This is a genomic window from Paenibacillus algicola, assembly GCF_005577435.1.
Classification (GTDB): Bacteria; Bacillota; Bacilli; order Paenibacillales; family Paenibacillaceae; genus Paenibacillus_AQ; species Paenibacillus_AQ algicola.
The window spans coordinates 3,713,545-3,730,530 of the sequence record NZ_CP040396.1; the positions used below are offsets into that span (position 1 = coordinate 3,713,545).

General features: G+C 54.6%; 14 protein-coding genes. 4 read left to right on the forward strand and 10 right to left on the reverse strand.

Annotation, left to right across the window (positions count from 1 at the left end; genetic code table 11):
• Positions 1-63: 63 nt before the first annotated feature.
• The 4 genes from E6C60_RS17535 to E6C60_RS17545 form a co-directional block, all read right to left on the reverse strand.
• Positions 64-1,095 (reverse strand): MBL fold metallo-hydrolase, encoded by a 1,032-nt coding sequence (locus tag E6C60_RS17535; RefSeq protein ID WP_138227004.1) that lies wholly within the window; start codon positions 1,093-1,095, stop codon positions 64-66.
• 77 nt (positions 1,096-1,172) lie between these two features.
• A complete protein-coding gene (gene cydS / locus E6C60_RS21625; protein WP_407669122.1) occupies positions 1,173-1,274 on the reverse strand; it encodes a cytochrome bd oxidase small subunit CydS family protein in 102 nt (33 codons plus the stop codon).
• Between the two features lie 17 nt (positions 1,275-1,291).
• The gene (locus E6C60_RS17540; RefSeq protein WP_138227005.1) at positions 1,292-2,314 is read right to left on the reverse strand and encodes a cytochrome d ubiquinol oxidase subunit II; all 1,023 of its coding nucleotides are present in this window, start codon (positions 2,312-2,314) and stop codon (positions 1,292-1,294) included.
• Entirely contained in the window at positions 2,311-3,663 is a 1,353-nt protein-coding gene (locus E6C60_RS17545) for a cytochrome ubiquinol oxidase subunit I (protein WP_138227880.1), read from the reverse strand. Before E6C60_RS17545 ends, E6C60_RS17540 begins: the two co-directional genes overlap by 4 nt.
• A 350-nt stretch (positions 3,664-4,013) precedes the next feature.
• Between E6C60_RS17545 and E6C60_RS17550 the strand changes: the two genes are divergently transcribed.
• A complete protein-coding gene (locus E6C60_RS17550) occupies positions 4,014-5,147 on the forward strand; it encodes a virulence factor (protein WP_138227006.1) in 1,134 nt (377 codons plus the stop codon).
• A 226-nt stretch (positions 5,148-5,373) separates the two neighbouring features.
• On the forward strand, positions 5,374-6,825 hold the full coding sequence (locus E6C60_RS17555; RefSeq protein WP_138227007.1) for an amino acid permease: 1,452 nt from the start codon (positions 5,374-5,376) through the stop codon (positions 6,823-6,825).
• A gap of 130 nt (positions 6,826-6,955) precedes the next feature.
• On the opposite strand, the gene E6C60_RS17560 is transcribed toward E6C60_RS17555, so the two are convergent.
• The 4 genes from E6C60_RS17560 to xylA form a co-directional block, all read right to left on the reverse strand.
• Positions 6,956-8,155 carry a transglutaminase domain-containing protein gene (locus E6C60_RS17560; protein WP_233281050.1) on the reverse strand — a complete coding sequence of 400 codons (1,200 nt, stop codon included), beginning with the start codon at positions 8,153-8,155 and terminating at the stop codon, positions 6,956-6,958.
• Between the two features lie 237 nt (positions 8,156-8,392).
• Entirely contained in the window at positions 8,393-10,750 is a 2,358-nt protein-coding gene (locus E6C60_RS17565; RefSeq protein ID WP_138227008.1) for a YcdB/YcdC domain-containing protein, read from the reverse strand.
• 213 nt (positions 10,751-10,963) lie between these two features.
• On the reverse strand, positions 10,964-12,457 hold the full coding sequence (xylB, locus tag E6C60_RS17570) for a xylulokinase (protein ID WP_138227009.1): 1,494 nt from the start codon (positions 12,455-12,457) through the stop codon (positions 10,964-10,966).
• A 55-nt stretch (positions 12,458-12,512) separates the two neighbouring features.
• Positions 12,513-13,829: a xylose isomerase gene (xylA, locus tag E6C60_RS17575; RefSeq protein WP_138227010.1), complete on the reverse strand. Its 1,317-nt coding sequence runs from the start codon at positions 13,827-13,829 to the stop codon at positions 12,513-12,515.
• A 207-nt stretch (positions 13,830-14,036) separates the two neighbouring features.
• Here xylA and E6C60_RS17580 point away from each other — a divergent pair, with 207 nt between their 5' ends.
• Both E6C60_RS17580 and E6C60_RS17585 read left to right on the forward strand, forming a co-directional pair.
• Positions 14,037-15,203, forward strand: coding sequence for an ROK family transcriptional regulator (locus tag E6C60_RS17580; RefSeq protein WP_138227011.1), 1,167 nt, complete (start codon positions 14,037-14,039; stop codon positions 15,201-15,203).
• Positions 15,204-15,364: 161 nt separating this feature from the next.
• The gene (locus E6C60_RS17585; protein WP_138227012.1) at positions 15,365-15,562 is read left to right on the forward strand and encodes a hypothetical protein; all 198 of its coding nucleotides are present in this window, start codon (positions 15,365-15,367) and stop codon (positions 15,560-15,562) included.
• A gap of 126 nt (positions 15,563-15,688) precedes the next feature.
• Here E6C60_RS17585 and E6C60_RS17590 read toward each other — a convergent pair whose 3' ends face one another.
• Entirely contained in the window at positions 15,689-15,928 is a 240-nt protein-coding gene (locus E6C60_RS17590) for a glutaredoxin family protein (protein WP_138227013.1), read from the reverse strand.
• Between the two features lie 61 nt (positions 15,929-15,989).
• Positions 15,990-16,931: a thioredoxin-disulfide reductase gene (trxB, locus tag E6C60_RS17595; protein WP_138227014.1), complete on the reverse strand. Its 942-nt coding sequence runs from the start codon at positions 16,929-16,931 to the stop codon at positions 15,990-15,992.
• Between the last annotated feature and the right edge of the window lie 55 nt (positions 16,932-16,986).

A 16,986-nucleotide genomic window follows, 5' to 3' on the forward strand; every position in this document is an offset into this window, starting at 1 on the left:
AAAAAAGCCCTTTTCCGAAGATTTCACAGGGTGTCCCCCGTTTCTCGAAAAAGAGCGTGCTGCTTATGACTGTGGCTTCTCCTTCGGCGTGATCGACTCCGCCAATCTCCGTTCAGGCTTCACCTTAAAGGTCTCTCCGTATTTAAGCACCCGGATCTGCTCCTCCTGAATTCCCAGTCTGACGCGCTCCGCCTCCATGCGCTCCAGCGCCTCCTGCGCCGTATCATCCGCCAGCTTGAAGGTACCGTAGTGCATCGGAATCATCGTCTCCGCCTGTACATCGAGAAAGGCCTGCAGCGCTTCTTCCGGATTCACATGCTGGGACGTCATAAACCATTCCGGCTCGTAGGCCCCGATCGGCATCAGCGCAATATGGATGTTATACCGCCTTCCGATATCCTTGAAGCCCGGGAAATAGCCGCTGTCCCCCGCAAAATACAGATTCGGCGGCAGCTTCCGCGTCCCGTCCTCCTGCAGTGGATTGTCCTCCGCAATCTCCTCACTGTCCAGATTCGGCTCCAGCACAAAGCCGCCCCAATGCGAGGTGTTCGTATCAAATGGCGTCCGGCGCGTCCAGTGCTGGGTCGGCACGAAGGAAATCCTGACGCCCCCATGGGTAAGCGTCTCCCACCAGTGCATTTCAATCACCCGCCGAAAGCCCTTCGCCACCATCTTACGCCGCAATCCGGCCGGCACGATAATGGTTGTATGTGAGCGGTACAGCTTGCGGATAGAAGCGACATGCAGATGATCGTAATGAGAATGTGATATAAGAATGAGATCCAGCGGCGGAATGTCCGTAATCGGAATTCCGGGCTCACCCAGCCGCTTTGTGAACGCCATGCGCTTTGCCCATACAGGATCGGTAACGATATTCAGCCCCTCGTACTGGATAAAAAAAGTCGCGTGTCCAACCCACGTTACGGAGGTGTCATGCCGGTTGCCATGCAAATAATCAAGGTCCGGCGAGATGTTCGGTATGACGTAGGAGTAATCCTTTTTCTTCTGCCGCCGTTCTTCTCGCCACTGCCTGAACTGCTTCAGCGTTTTGTCCGTGCTGACGTTGTCAATATTGTTGTAACGGGTTCGAGGCATGCTCTCCCTCCTTTCTCCCTGTCTGTTTCTCTATACCGTATTTTACCCCTTTTTGCGAAAAGTGTTCAAATGCCAGTTCAATCGGACGGGTCCTTGTATTTCATCGTATAAATAATCATAAACACAATGGCCGCCGCAACCGCCAAAAGAGGGGCAATAAATATATTGAAATCCTCCACTGTAACCTGCCCCCTTCCTAGCGGGATTGTCCGCGCACATAGTTTGCATTAAACAAGAACAGCCAAAGCAGCAGCACCAGAGACGGAATAAGCACGAGCAGGCCCAGTACGAACGCGCTAATCATAGCTACCGCCATCGTCTCGCTCGTAATGCTCTCATAGATGCTGATTTGGTCATACAGGATATAAGGCAGATGGGAGCGTCCATAGCCGTACCAGGCAAAACCAAACTGCAGAATGACAAGCATAAAGGATAAGCCGAGGCGCTTCTGTCTATAGACGAGATAAATCGCGGCTGCAAAGCACAGAAAGGAAGCGATAAACATCCAGGCCATGTTCAGCATGTTCTGGAAATGCTCCGGATTCTGCCGGTTAATCTGGAAAAAGGCGAGCAGTGACGCTGCAATCGTTGGACCGCTCCAGAGCAGGGCGTAGCCCCTTACGACCTGAAACGCTGCCCGGTCCTTGGCCCGGTCTGCATAGTAGCATAGAAACATCGCCGAGATGTACAGCACGCTGACCAGTGCAAGCACAATGACAGACCAGGTATACGGGTTCATAAAGAAATTTACCCAGCTGATCCCGACCTTACCCTCATCCATGTGAATAATACCGCCTTCGGAGATGGCCAGAATCGTAGAGAGCGCTGCGGGAATCAGCAGTCCAGTGGCCCCGTATACCCCCATGTACAGCCGGTTATGACCCTTATGATGCCCGTAGGTGCTGTAGGCATAATATGCACCCCGGAGCGCGAGCAGAACGGTGGCGAGGCTTCCCGGCACCAGCAGCGCCGTCCCGTAGTAATAGGCGGCATCGGGGAAGAATCCCACCAGCCCCACCACGAAAAAAATAAGAAATACGTTCGTCACTTCCCATACCGGAGAGAGGTAGCGCTGAATAATATTGTGAATTTTGTTCTCATGGCCGGTCACGACACTGTAAAAGCTGAAAAAGCCGGCCCCGAAATCAATGGATGCAATGATCAAATATCCGAACAAAAAGGTCCACAGCACCGTAATGGCTGTCAAGCCGTAGCTCATTGTCCCCTGCCTCCTTCCGGATCCCAGCCCAGCTGCGCGATTTCTTCCTCTGCACTTTTACTGCGGAACAGGCGGCTCAGCACCTTGACTGCCGAAACAGCCAGCACGATGTACAGCAGAATGAACAGCAGCAGCATCCAGCCTACATTCGGCGAGGTGGTCGCTGCCTCCGCGACCTTCATGTAGCCCCGGACAATCCAGGGCTGCCGGCCGACCTCTGCGAGAAACCATCCCAGCCAAATGGCTACCATAGCCGATGGTCCCAGGGCAAAGATGCCAATCAGCAGCCAGGTGGGATAAGGCTTCTTGCCGGGCAGCCTCTTGCGCAGCATGAACATCAGCGGGATGAGCACGAGCAGCACGCCATTGGTTACTTTCAGGTCAAAGAAATAATGGATCATCAGCGGCGGCCGCTCCTCTTCGGGAAATTCATTCAATCCGATGACCTCTGTATTCGGCCGGTTTCCCGCCAGTATGCTCAGGGCGTACGGGATTTTGAGCGCATATTTGATGTCATTGTTCTCATCCAGTACCCCGCCGTAAATGAGTGGAGCTTCCGTCATCGTGTCAAAATGCCATTCCATCGCAGCCAGCTTCTCCGGCTGGAATTTGGCCAGGAACTTGCCGGAGAAATCGCCGATCAGAATCGTCGTCATGGCAAAAACAAAGGTGGAGATGACGCACAGCTTGAGCGCTTTTTTGAAATAAGGATGGTCTTTGCGCCTCAGCAGGCTGAAGGCTGCAATACTCGCCAGCACAGCGGCGCTGGTCGTGTATGCAGAGGCCAGCACATGAGCCACCTTGCTGGGAGTGGCCGGGTTGAACATGGCGAGGAACGGGTTCACGTTGGTGAACACACCATCCACCAGCTCAAAGCCCTGCGGCTGGTTCATAAACGCATTGAGGCTTGTAATGAACACCGCGGATGCCGATGACCCGATCGCCACGGGGATGAGCAGCAGCAGATGGGTGTACTTGTTCTTGAACCGGTCCCAGGTGTACAGATAAATGCCCAGAAAGATCGCCTCCACAAAAAAAGCAAAGGTCTCCATAAACAAGGGCAGTGCGATCGCCCGGCCAGCCACCTTCATAAACGTCGGCCACAACAGACTCAGCTGCAGACCGATGGCCGTTCCTGTTACGACGCCCACCGCCACGGTAATGACGAAGCCGCGGGCCCACCTTCGCGCCAGCAGGATGTAGTGCTTGTCGCCGGTCCGGATTCCTCTCCACTCCGCCAGCGCCAGCATGACGGGAATGCCGACTCCAATGGTAGCTAACACAATATGTACAAACAGCGTAACGGCCGTCAGAATCCGGCTCATAAGAACAGGGTCAAGCGTAGACATCATCTTCACTCCTTGGTGATTAGTCACAAGTACATCTGCTTTAGCTGAAATAGTGCATGTAGCGGATCAGTGCCTTCACGGTTGCATAGAGCATGATGGCTGCTGATACAAAGCACACCGCAGCGAGCTTCTTCTCCTGCCGGATGTTCATCGTTCCTGCACCTCCCTTTGCCTGCGGCCTCCTGCAGTCTGATGTATACAGTTTGACAAGCCCCTCTTCTTTTTATCCGCCAAATTTGTAAAATGTGTGCAAGCTGAAGATTTGATGTGATCTTGTGACGCCAGGTTTTTTCTGCGCCCTAAAAGAGGTACAATATAGAGATGAAGGAAAAGGAGGTACGTCTAATCTCATGAAAATTACATTTATTGAGCCTACCCCCAGTCCAAATTCCATGAAGCTTCATCTTGACGAATCCCTGGAACCGGGAATCCGCAAAACATATACCCTGGATAATGAACGTTCTGCTCCTGCGTGGATCCGCGAGCTGCTGCATATTCAGGGCGTGAAGAGCATCTTCCACACCCTGGACTTTATCGCGCTGGACCGCAAGGGCAGCGCCGATTGGCAGGCAATTCTGAGCGAGGTGCAGGAGAAGTTCGGACAGGAAGGGCTGCAGGCCGGAGGAAGCGAGGAAGCTGCCGGCGCTTTTGGCGAAGCTGAGGTATTCGTCCAATTCTTCCGCGGCATCCCGATGCAGATCCGCGTCAAGAGTGCGCTGCAGGAAGAACGGATCGGCTTGTCGCAGCGCTTTACAGAGGCAGTCACCCAGGTGGCGTCCAACACGATGATCAAGGAGCGCAAGCTGAAGGATTACGGCGTCCGCTATGGTGAGCTGGCCGACATCGCCCGTGAGGTCGAGCAGGAGCTTGAAGCCGCCTTCCCGCAGGAGCGGCTGGATAAGGTCGTGTCACAGGCTATCGCCCATGGCGCCGCCGAAGAGGAGTTTATCGAGCAGCGGCGCAAGCTGAGCGATGAGGAGACGGCCGCCGCCATGAAGGATTCCGACTGGCGCGTCCGCTATGCCGCACTGGACGTGCTGGAGCCAGAGGAGCGTCATCTGCCGCTTCTGAAGCAGGCGCTGTCTGATTCCAAGATGCAAATCCGGCGCTTGGCGATCGTATATCTGGGCGACTTCCGCACACCGGAAGCCATGGCCCTGCTGCAGCAAGCGATGGCCGATGAATCGCCGGCGGTTCGCCGTACAGCAGGCGATACGCTGTCTGACATTGGAGACCCGGCGGCTACACCGGTCATGATTCAGGCGCTGAAGGACAGCAGCAAGCTGGTCCGCTGGCGTGCGGCCCGCTTCCTGTATGAAGTGGGCACGGAGGAAGCCTCCGGGGCGCTGACCGAAGCGGCGGAGGATCCGGAGTTTGAGGTCAGCCTGCAGGCAAGGATGGCGCTGGAGCGCATTCAATCCGGTGAAGAGGCTGCCGGAACGGTATGGCAGCAGATGGCGAAACGGACAAAGGATGTCAAATAAAACCATTGCATTACAGATGGGATGTCTTTTATACTTAGACTCTGTTCAAATCTCTGTTGGAATCCGACGGACGGAACTGTCGTGTCTCTCTTGCGAGGCGCGGTGTGCTATTGCTTAGTAACATGAGGCTGTATTTTCGGCCTGCAGTGTATACTGCAGGCTTTTTTTGCGGCGTTTATCGACCGCGGACAGGCATTTTTTATCAGAAAGAAGGAGTGTTAGAATCATGAGACGCCATAAATTACCTGCGACCTCACTGAAGCCCAGCTTCAAAGCCCGCCACATGACGATGATTGCCCTTGGAGGCTCGATCGGCACGGGTCTGTTTCTCGCGAGCGGCGGTGCCATCGCTTCTGCCGGACCTGGCGGTGCGCTGCTGGCCTATGCCGCTGTAGGCCTGATGGTTTATTTTCTAATGACCAGTCTGGGAGAGCTGGCCACCTTCCTGCCGGACGCCGGTGCCTTCAGCACCTATGCCACCCGGTATGTCAGCCCGGCGTTCGGCTTTGCGGTCGGCTGGAACTTCTGGTACAACTGGGCCGTCACCATCGCGGCGGAGCTGGCTGCAGCGACGGTCATTATTAAATTCTGGTTTCCGGACAGCCCGTCCTTCATCTGGAGCCTGCTCTTCCTGGGCATTATGTACGGGCTGAATGTGTTGTCAGCCAAAGGGTACGGAGAGTCTGAATATTGGTTTGCCATGATCAAGGTGGTTACCGTCATTATTTTTCTGATTACAGGTGTGATGATGATCTTTGGCATTCTGGGCGGGGAGTCGGTCGGATTTACGAACTTTAATCTTGATGGCGGCGGCTCGATGCACGGAGGGCTCTTCGCACTGATCGGCGTCTTTATGGCGGCAGGCTTCTCCTTTCAGGGAACCGAGCTGATCGGCGTTGCCGCAGGGGAAAGCGAGAACCCGCGGCAGAACGTGCCCCGGGCGATTCGCCAGGTATTCTGGCGCATCCTCATCTTCTATATCTTTGCCATCTTTGTCATCGGTCTGCTGATCCCGTATAGTGATCCCAGCCTGCTGCAATCAGACGTTAACAGCATTAGTGTCAGCCCCTTCACTCTCGTATTCGAAAAAGCTGGCCTGGCCTTTGCTGCCTCTGTCATGAATGCAATTATTTTGAGCTCGGTGCTGTCTGCCGGCAACTCGGGCATGTACGCCTCGACTCGCGTGCTGTATGCCATGGCGAAGCAAGGGATGGCGCCGCGCTGGCTGAGCCGCCTGAACAGCCGGGGGGTGCCCGTGGCTGCGCTCACGGTTACGGCGTCCATCGGCATGCTCGCTTTCCTGGCCTCATTCTTCGGTGACGGTCAGGTGTATATCTGGCTGCTGAACGCTTCCGGCATGTGCGGCTTTATTAACTGGCTCGCGATCGCGGTAAGCCATTATCGCTTCCGCAAGGCTTATACTGCTCAGGGACGGGATCTCAACGAGCTGCCCTTCCGGGCGCGCTGGTTCCCGTTTGGTCCGCTGTTTGCGTTCCTGCTCTGCATTGTGGCCATTATCGGCCAAGGTGATTTCAGCGGAGAGATCAGCTGGTCCACGCTGATTGCCACCTATGTCAGTATACCGCTGTTCTTCGCCATCTGGTTCGGGTACAAGCTGTTTCGTACCAGCAAGCTCGTGCCGCTAGAAGACTGCGATTTCTCAACGCCTGCCAAGTAAACATTCACGGGTGAAAATCAATAAATGGCGGTGCCGGGGATTTATCCTGGCACCGCCATTTGCTTTGTGGATGATGTTATTTGCGTGGTCGATACTCGACGCTTGCCTTAAAGATAGCATTATATTAGGTTCACCAGGAGATGTGTACCTTCAGATCATCACTGTCCTCCAGGCTGTCATGATAATAGCGGATCGTGCCGACACCAGCTTTACGCTGCAGCTCCTGCAGCAGAGCAAGCAGGCCGCGCTCCTCGCCATCGTATCGGAAGACGAGCTCCTGTTGATTTTTTTTGACGGCGGCATTCACCTTCGCATGAAGCTGGTCATACGTGCGTATGGCTGCTTTGGGATCATGAAGATCATACTCCAGCGCCTGAATCAATGCACGGTAGGCTGCCGCTTTGGAGGATGGCTTCGAGGCCAGGGCGTTCAGGGTCGTGCTGTATGAGGTACTAGCCGCAGGGTAGGATTTAACCCAGGTATGATCCTTCGCCATCTGGGCATCACTCCGTAAATAATGAGTGTAGGATACCTTTCCTTCCCGGTTCGGGACCGGATCATTCCAGGTCGTATCAAGGTGATACCACTTCCCGTCCAGCTTCACAAGATTCCAGGCGTGCAGCTGGCCCTGGCCGCTTCCCGAGGGATAGGCCGTGCCCTCCACAATCTTGTTCTCGATTCCGGCCGACTTCAGCAGCTTGTAGGTAAGCAGGGAATATCCCTGGCACACCGTACTTCCCGTGCTGAGCCCGTCATATGCCGTATATTTCTTCAGGGATGTGTCATATTTCAGGTTGAGCACTACCCAGTCGTTAATGGCCTTCACCTTCTCATGGCTGCTCATGCCCGGCTTGATGACCGCGGCCAGAATATCCTTCACCCTGCGGTCCACATACCGTGTCTGCTCCGCGGTTTCCCGGTAGGTTAACCGGACTGTGACGTCTGCCGATGAGGAGGTGCCGCGGTAATCGTAGCTGTAGCTTGCAATGGTATAATGAATGTAAGGGTCACTGTCCATCGCTTGATCCAGCGCGTTCTTCAGATGGGCTTTGAGTGACTTGGTCTGTCCCTGATAGACAAAGCGCAGGTAGGCTTCCCGGCTATTCATTGCCGTGAGCAGCTTCTGCCTGATGTCATCGACCGATGTCGTGACCGTCTTATCCGTCGTCGCATGGACATTGCTCACTTCCGCCGATTCTGGCACGGCAGCCACCGTCACCGCCAAGGTCCCGGTCAGCATCAGCTTACTCAGCAGTGCCCGGTTCCATTTCATGGGTACCCCGCCCTTTCCTTCGCTTCGATTAATAAATAACGCTTGTTCTTTCTTCATGATTATTTACAAGCCTGCCAAAACATTCAGCGTATTTTCTTGTATCTATTGTAGCACAATGCCTGGAGTTACAACGTCCTATTCTTGCCCCGGGTCCAGCAGATTTTCGGTCCTTAACCATCAGACAACACAAAGAAACCGCTCTTGGTTAGGATGGAAGTGACTAAGCCTGCCATCTAGACAAGGAGCGGTTTCATAGACGCCTATGTGGAATGAGAGCAAGTGGCTCGTGCAGATCTAATAGTTCATATGATTCAGGAAACTATCGCTCTTGCCTCTCAGATCAGCCAGCTTGACCAGCACCTCCGCAGCTTCAGCGCGCGTTACGACCTGATTCGGCAGGAATTTGCCGTCCCGAAGCGGCAGCAGATTCAGCTTCACGGCGAACAGTGCCGCTCCCGGCTGCTTGATTTGTGAAACGTCTGCCGCACCCGCGTCCAGATCCGAGGCGCCAAAGGCTTCAGCCAGCTTGTCATACTTCAGCATCTTCATCAGCAGCACAGCGAGCTCATCCCGCGTTAGCTTTCCCTCCACACTAAATGAAGGCGAGGCTTCACGCGGCAGCCAGTCCCGGGACACCATCAAGTATACCGCTTCATAATATTTGGATTCCGGCTGCAGGCTGCCGTACGGAAACGGATCATACATTCCGATGCTAGAACCCTCATAATCCGGGCTCAGCGACCGCGCTGCCATGTCGAACCATTCTCCCGTGGTGATCTGTTGATCCGGATACACCTTGTTCTGCTCATCCGGGACCAGCACGCGGAACTCCAGCAGCTTCTCCAGTGCCTTGTGGGAGGCATGCCCTTCAATATCTACCGCATTGAAACCTTCTGAAGACTCGCTATTTCCATAGTAATACCCGCCATTGCGCCATTTGCCCGTCACCGCATCGATCATCTTCATCGTGTAAAGCTCGTTCTGTCCGTAGCTCGGCGCATATGCCAGCTTTAACGAAAGCGGCTCATGACCGGTCGGGCTGGTGTAGCCTCCGTACTGGATAAATTTCAGCATCAGCTGAATTTGTTCCAGATAAGTCTTTCTTGCCTGATCCTGGGTCACGTTAGGCTTGGATGCCACCGGCAGCTCCTTCAGCTCCACATTGGAGCGGAAGTGATAGTTACTTACCTTGCCTTCAGCATCCATGCCAACCGTAATGGATTCACCCCAAATTTTTATCTCGCCGGCATATCGGGTAAAGGTTACATAATAATACGCCTGACCCGGGAATGTGCTCTCCAGAGCCCTGATCTCGGTCAGCTTGTATTCAGCCGCGGCATTCGGAACGATCTCCATGACCAGGTCCATCGCCTGCTGCTGGGCCTGCGCCTTCGTGAGCTTGGCCGAGGTGGTCTGCGGCTTGGAGTCACCGAGCTCATGATACCGATGTTCATTCATCGAATAAATCTGTCCTGTTACGGCGTCCACCTCTGCTGACAGATGGGTTCCCATGAATTGAGATGATGGACTGTAGCTTAAGCTCCATACCTGCCTGCCGTTATGATAGCTCTCTCCCAGGGAGCTGCTATGCAGCTTGTAATCCTTCGGAATGTCAAAATGGTCATTCAAAATTGTGGTCGCGTCGGCCGCTTTCGAAAGCGGCTTCACTGCCGGTTTGAACGGAGCCTTCTTGCTTGTTACCGGTGTTGGCTGCACTGCGGGATCGGTCATCTGCTTGCCTGTATCATCCATGGGCTTGCCGGTAGCGGCGTCAATCGCAGACATGGATTGGTCACCCGGTGCCCAGGCCAGGTAATACTCCGGAGTGGTCCGGCTGCGATAATGCTGCATTTTCTCCGGCATGTAGACGAGCTCCAGCCCAAATTGCTTCTTCAGCTGCTCACGCGCTTGCTCGGCTGTAATGCCTGGCTTCGTCACCTTCGGCTTAACAGCGGTATTGTAGCGATTAAAGGAAGTAATGCTGCCTTCTGCATTCACACTGAGACTGAGCATATCCCCGTCTGATGGAATGCCGTTATATGAACCTTTATATTGAAAATAATAATTTACCGGAGAGAACAACGCCTCCATGCCGTAGCCTGGATGGTGAGATGTAAGCTGCTTGGTGTCCACATCCGGAAAATGGCTCTGTATCCACGCCTTGGCCCGTTGTTCTGCCTGCTCCCGGCTTAATGCCGTCTGATTCTCGGAGGTGCTGAACAGCCGCTCGGGTATATGTATAGAAATGACATCCCCCGTAACGGCATTTACAGAGGCATGAAAGCCTGTGCCGTAAGTACCCAGCTGATAGTCAAATTGCAGATCCCAGATCACCACCTCCCCCAATGACTTCTCCTCGCGAAAGCTGGATTGCACCAGCTTGGCCTGGCTTGTCACCGGGAACAGCTTATGGACACGCTGCTCCGCCTCTGCGGATGAAATCTTCGCTCCCTCTGGCAGCTCTGTACTTCCAATCAGGGTCTTTTGACCTGCAGCGGGAAGCTCTCCGGCCGCTTGGGCCAGCCTGGCCTTTACATCCGGATCGATAGCCTCCGCTCCCCATGCTGCCGGAGATATACATAACATGGCGGCCAGAGCACAGGCGGTAGACGTCACGGCCATTGCCTTCTTTGAACGTGTCGATGACTTCAATAGTTTGGCTCCCTTCGATCATACGGCGATCCATATGTTTTTACTAACATTACAGATTATACCATACTAGGAAGCTTACTTCCTTATGACTCTGGTCTTAAAAAGGCCTCCTTTCTTCAGCTAACAAAGCTTTGAGTCTCATCTTTCTGACGAAAAAAGCAAATCCCCCCTTTCCGGCCTCAGCCGTTAAGGGGGGATTGCTATAGCGTGCTGTTACCGATGCTTCGCCAGTGCAGCACTGAGGCTTTGGGTTTGTGGATATACATCCTGATATAGCTTGAACAGCTCCTCGTACTTCTCCACGACTTCAGGCTGCGGCGTATAACGCACCGCTTCCTGCAGGAACTCTTCAGCGCAGGCCTGCAGGCTCTTAAACCAGCCGCTGCCGTACGCAGCCAGCATCGCCGCTCCCATCGCCGGTCCCTGCTCACTTGCAAGCTTTACGATCTCAGCGTTAAAAATATTGGCCTGCATTTGAAGCCAGACCTCATTCTTCGCTCCACCCCCGATGGAGATGATGGTATTCACGTCCTTGCCCGAGGCTCGCAGTAGCTCTACAGACTCCCGGAGCGAAAAGGTAATCCCCTCCAGCACGGCACGTGTGAAATGGGGAAGCTTATGGCTGACATCCATCCCGATAAAGCTGCCGCGAATTTCTGCATCGGGATGCGGTGTTCGTTCGCCTGCGATATAAGGCGTAAAGAGCAGTCCGCTGCTGCCGGCAGGCACGGCTTCTACACCGCTTAGCAGCTCCTGGAAGGAGATGCCGGGCGCGAATGTTTTTTTGAACCAGTCCAGACTGTAGCCGGCCGCGAGTGTAACTCCCATCACATAAAATGCATCCGGCTCGCTATGATTGAAAAAGTGAACCCGGCCCTCCAGATCGACATCCCGCCGCTCCTCAAAGGACAGGATGACGCCCGAGGTGCCGATGCTGCACATAGTCTTGCCCTCCTCCAGAATCCCGGCGCCCAGCGCCCCGCAGGCATTGTCGGCTCCCCCGGCATATACAGAGGTGGAGGACAGTAAACCGGACTGCTCTGCGATCTCTGGCAGCAGGGTACCGCAATGCTGAAATGATTCCACCAGAGGCGGGCACAGCTCTTCCGGCAGATTGAAGGCATCCAGAATGTCTTTACTCCAGCTTCTGCCGGCGACATCCAGCATCAGCGTACCGGCTGCATCCGAATAATCCATGGCGTACTGACCTGTGAGCCGGAAACGCACATAATCCTTCGGGAGAAGCAGCCGGACTGCCTGGGCGAATATATCCGGCTCCTGCTCCTGCACCCACAGCAGCTTCGGAAGAGTAAAGCCTTCCAGCGCGCGGTTTCGGGCGATGTCCAGCAGACGGCCCTGAAGCTGCTGCTCGATCCTGCGGCACTGCTGCGTCGTGCGGGTGTCATTCCACAGGATAGCCGGGCGCAGCACGGCGCCTTCCCCGTCAACCAGCACCAGTCCGTGCATCTGTCCTGAGAAGCTCAGTCCTTCTACGGATTCCGGTGCGGCCTGTGAGACGTGCATCAGCTTTTTTAAAGAGATCACTGTCGCGTCTACCCAATCCTCCGGCCGCTGCTCGCTGTAGCCGGGCTTCGGCTGGCTGAGTGGATAGCTCTCCGAATGCTCCGCTACCACCTCGCCGCTGCGGTTGACCAGCACGGTCTTCACCGCACTGGTGCCGAGATCTACTCCAATGACGTAACTCATTGCCTAACTCCTCTCCTGACCATCCTTGCATCGTCATTACGATACAAGTCTCTGATTAATCTGCCAAAATGTACTGGTTCAGGATGCCCTTCAGCATTTCCTGGCGACCGGATTCATTTCTGCGCGGCTTCTCGTTCTGGAGAGCATACTCGGCGAGCGACGCGAGTGTAGCCTTACCCGCCACAACGTCAGCACCGATGCCTTCCTGGAAGCTGCTGTAGCGCTTTTCAATAAAGTCCTCGAACACACGGTCCTCAATCAGCTTCGCTGCCACCTTTAATCCCTTGGCATAGGTGTCCATTCCGGCAATATGGGCCAGGAACAGATCCTCATACTCAAACGACGGACGACGCACCTTCGCATCGAAGTTTACGCCGCCGCGGCCCAGACCGCCATTCATCAGCACCTCGTACAGCGTCAGTGTTGCATCATAAATGTTAACCGGGAATTCATCCGTGTCCCAGCCGATAAGCATATCACCCTGATTGGCATCCAGCGAGCCCAGCATGCCATTGATGCGCGCTACCCGAAGCTCATGCTCGAACGTATGGCCTGCCAGTGTCGCATGGTTCGCTTCCAGGTTCAGCTTGAAATGCTTCTCCAGACCATACTTCTGCAAGAACGCAATCGTTGTCGCCGCATCAAAATCATACTGGTGCTTCGTCGGCTCCTTCGGCTTCGGCTCAATCAGGAATTGGGCGTCGAAGCCGATTTCCTTCGCGTAGTCCACAGCCATGTGGAACAGGCGGGCCAGGTTGTCCAGCTCCAGGCCCATATCGGTATTCAGCAGCGTCTCATAGCCTTCACGGCCGCCCCAGAATACGTAGTTTTCGGCGCCCAGACGTTTGCCGACCTCAAGCCCTTTCTTGATCTGTGCCGCTGCGTGAGCATAAACGTCTGCATTGCAGGTTGTGCCTGCCCCGTGCATAAAGCGCGGATTGCTGAACATGTTTGCCGTATTCCACAGCAGCTTCTTGCCGCTTGCCTTCATATGCTCTTCGATGGAATCTGCAATCGTGTCAATATTGCTGTAGAACTCGCGCAGGCTGCTGCCCTCCGGCGCAATGTCTATATCATGGAAGCAGAAGTAAGGCAGGTTCATCTTGTCCAGGAATTCAAAGCCGGCTTCTACGCGAGCCTTGGCCAGATCCAAGCCCTTCAGTCCGTCCCACGGACGTACCGCAGTGTCAGCCCCGAACGGGTCCGAGCCGCCTGCCGTCAAGGTGTGCCAATATGCCATGGAAAAGCGCAGATGCTCCTCCATCGTCTTGCCTGCCACGATTTCTGTCGGATTATAAAATTTAAATGCATATGGATTTGTGGATTTGCTGCCTTCAAATTCAATCTTGTTCACTTGGTTAAAATAGGCCATGGATAAGATCCTCCCTTATTCAGTTCAAAGTCGTTACCGCTTTCACCGTTATCCTAGCATAAGGACTCCTACTTTGTCTATTGGTTAAACAAAGTATTTTTTAAAGGGTCATGTGCGGAAGAAGGCGGTTGCTTTTTGGGGGAGATCGCCCTAGACTAGGAGATTATGAAGCATTTCGGAAGAGAAGCGTGAAGGATGGTTGGGACAATGACGAGCATTACAGGTGACCAGGCGCTGGTCAAAAAAATCAACAGGTCGATCGTACTGAACACGATTATCCGGCACGCCCCCCTCTCCCGGGCGAAAGTATCCACGATTACCGGGCTGAACAAGGCAACCGTATCCAATCTGGTTCAGGAGCTGAGTGATCATCATCTGGTAGAGGAGATCGGTCCGGGTGAATCCAGCGGCGGCCGCAAGCCCCGGCTCCTGCTGTTCAGCGGCCGCGCCGGCTCCGCCGTCGGCATTGAGATCCGCTTATCGCAGATGATCGGGGTGCTGACGGATTTGGAAGGAAATATACTGTTTGAACGCGAGGAGCAGCTGGAGCGTCATGATCTCGACTTCGTGCTGAAATCCATGACCACCCTGATTAAAGCACTGATGCACGAAGCTCCGCCTTCTCCCTATGGCGTCGTGGGGGTTGGCGTCGGGGTGCCGGGGATGGTAGACGGCGAGGGCAACATTCTGTTTGCCCCCAACCTGGGCTGGGAAATGGTGCCGCTGCAGCAGCGGCTAGAGGAGGAAATCGGCGTGAGTGTCACGATCGATAACGAGGCCAATGCAGGAGCGCAGGGAGAATTCCGCTTCGGTGCGGGACGGGATGCCGAGCATGTGCTGTATATCAGTGCCGGCAGCGGGATCGGCTCTGGCATCATGATTCATGGAGAGCTGTACAAGGGCGCCAGGGGCTATGCCGGAGAAACCGGTCATATGAGCATTGAGGCAGACGGCATGGCATGCTCCTGCGGCAATCGCGGCTGCTGGGAGCTGTACGCCTCGGAGAAGGCCTATACTCAGGCGTCTCCTCCCCTGCCGTCACACCGCACCCGGCAGCTCGCGAATCTGGCGCTCGCGGGAGATGAGGATGTCATCTCCCTGTTTGCCGGCATTGGCCGCTTCCTGGGGATCGGCATTACGAATCTGGTCAACAGCTTCAATCCACAGCGTGTAGTCATTGGCGGCCCGCTCGCTGATGCACGTCCCTGGATTTCTTCCGCACTGGAAGAGGTCGTCGCGCAGAGAACGCTGCCTTACCACCGGGAACGGATGGAGATTACCTTTGCCGAGCTCGGCAGCCGCTCTACCGTAATCGGTGCTGCATATTTGGCCGTATCGCAGTTTCTGGGGCCAGTTCGCGTCAGCACTCTCTGAGCCAGCAGCTAGTTGGCTATGGTGAGCAAGCCAAATGATCCAAAACCGCCTTATTTTGTAGCTGAAGGCTGCAGATAATGTTTCATATTTCCGTTATAATATAGAGATTGAGGCAAGCTTATGCCATCTTAATTTCGCTGTAGTATAGGGAGAGAGCTACGATGACTTATGTCAATACGTCTGAAATCGACGGCGGGCTGTTCTTGACGGTTATGCTGTTCCTGCTCGTCATTGCGCCGCTGTTCAGTCTGGCGATCATGAAGTTTTTTCAAGGGAAAAAGCGGACGGGCTTTATTCTCATGGGTGCCGGTGTCAGCTCCTACGTGGTGTTTACGCTCGTAACCTCATTGATGACCTGAATCACCTGAATTACGGCCTGATGATCAGGCAACCTTCTTACCACCCATAAACGAAAACGAATAAAGACATGGCCACAGGCGGGATTCCCCGCACAATGCCATGTCTTTATGTTTAGAGCCTGTTACTTATCCTTCTGCCGGTGCCAGCGCCTTGTTCAGCTGGAGCTTGTTCATCCCGAGAATGCGGTGCTCGCCGATGACGGTGAGCGGTACTGCACGTACGCCCATATCCCAAACCTGCTGAGCAAACTCGTCATTCGTCTCGATGTTGCGCTCCTCGAATTCAACCCCCTGCTCGGTCAAATATCCTTTAACCTGCTTGCAATGAGGACAGTTGCTGGATGTGTATACAATTGCATTTGCCATGTCTGTATCACCTCAGTCAAAGATGTAGTCATCCGTAATCACTACCCGGATCTTCTCCAGTTTAAATCACAACCGCCTGATGTTCCAGGCTTTCGATATATTTCTCGCAGTCCATCGCTGCCATACATCCGCTGCCGGCTGCCGTAATGGCCTGTCTGTAGCGGGTATCCTGCACATCGCCGCAAGCGAAAATGCCTTGTACGTTCGTCTCGGACGTGCCAGGGTTGGTGACGATGTAGCCGTTCGGATCTGTCGTCAGCTGGCCGTTCAGGAAGCCGGTATTCGGGTGGTGGCCGATCGCTACGAACACACCGCTTGCGTTCAGAACCTCCTCGGCTCCGGTTTCATTGTTGCGAAGCTTAAGGCCGGTCACGCCGTGTTCGCCTGCAACCACCTCCAGCGGAGTACGGTTTAGCGCCCATTCAATCTTCGGATTGGCTCTTGCACGGTCCTGCATAATCTTGGACGCGCGCAGCTCATCGCGGCGGTGAACCAGAGTCACCTTGGAGGCAAAGCGGGTCAGGAAGTTCGCTTCCTCCAGCGCGGAATCGCCGCCGCCAACCACGATAATTTCTTTGTTGCGGAAAAAGAAGCCGTCACAGGTTGCGCAGGTGCTGACACCGCGTCCCACGTTCTCCTCTTCTCCCGGAATGCCCAAATACTTCGCGGTAGCGCCTGTAGAAATGATCAGGGTGTCCGCTTCAAGCTCTCCCATTCCTTCCACGTTCAGCTTGAAGGGGCGCTGGCCGGTATCGACGCTGTTGACCCAGCCTGTGCGGAATTCAGCACCGAAGCGCTCCGCCTGCTTGCGCATATTGTCCATCAGCTCCGGCCCTTGAATGCCGTCGATGAAGCCTGGGAAGTTCTCCACCTCGGTCGTGGTCGTCAGCTGACCGCCGGGCTGAGGGCCTTCAATGATGAGCGGGCTCATGTTAGCACGGGCAAGGTAAATGGCAGCGGTCAGACCGGCAGGACCGGTGCCGATAATAATGGATTTATACATATAAGGTTCCCTCCTGTATCTCTAAATCACTTATTTATAATCATTATAAACTGAT

Coding starts and splice junctions, on each gene's coding strand:
- E6C60_RS17535 (WP_138227004.1), bottom strand. CDS start 1,095: ATGCCTCGAACCCGTTACAACAATATTGACAACGTCAGCACGGACAAA.
- E6C60_RS17540 (WP_138227005.1), bottom strand. CDS start 2,314: ATGAGCTACGGCTTGACAGCCATTACGGTGCTGTGGACCTTTTTGTTC.
- E6C60_RS17545 (WP_138227880.1), bottom strand. CDS start 3,663: ATGTCTACGCTTGACCCTGTTCTTATGAGCCGGATTCTGACGGCCGTT.
- E6C60_RS17550 (WP_138227006.1), top strand. CDS start 4,014: ATGAAAATTACATTTATTGAGCCTACCCCCAGTCCAAATTCCATGAAG.
- E6C60_RS17555 (WP_138227007.1), top strand. CDS start 5,374: ATGAGACGCCATAAATTACCTGCGACCTCACTGAAGCCCAGCTTCAAA.
- E6C60_RS17560 (WP_233281050.1), bottom strand. CDS start 8,155: ATGAAGAAAGAACAAGCGTTATTTATTAATCGAAGCGAAGGAAAGGGC.
- xylB (WP_138227009.1), bottom strand. CDS start 12,457: ATGAGTTACGTCATTGGAGTAGATCTCGGCACCAGTGCGGTGAAGACC.
- xylA (WP_138227010.1), bottom strand. CDS start 13,829: ATGGCCTATTTTAACCAAGTGAACAAGATTGAATTTGAAGGCAGCAAA.
- E6C60_RS17580 (WP_138227011.1), top strand. CDS start 14,037: ATGACGAGCATTACAGGTGACCAGGCGCTGGTCAAAAAAATCAACAGG.
- E6C60_RS17585 (WP_138227012.1), top strand. CDS start 15,365: ATGACTTATGTCAATACGTCTGAAATCGACGGCGGGCTGTTCTTGACG.
- E6C60_RS17590 (WP_138227013.1), bottom strand. CDS start 15,928: ATGGCAAATGCAATTGTATACACATCCAGCAACTGTCCTCATTGCAAG.
- trxB (WP_138227014.1), bottom strand. CDS start 16,931: ATGTATAAATCCATTATTATCGGCACCGGTCCTGCCGGTCTGACCGCT.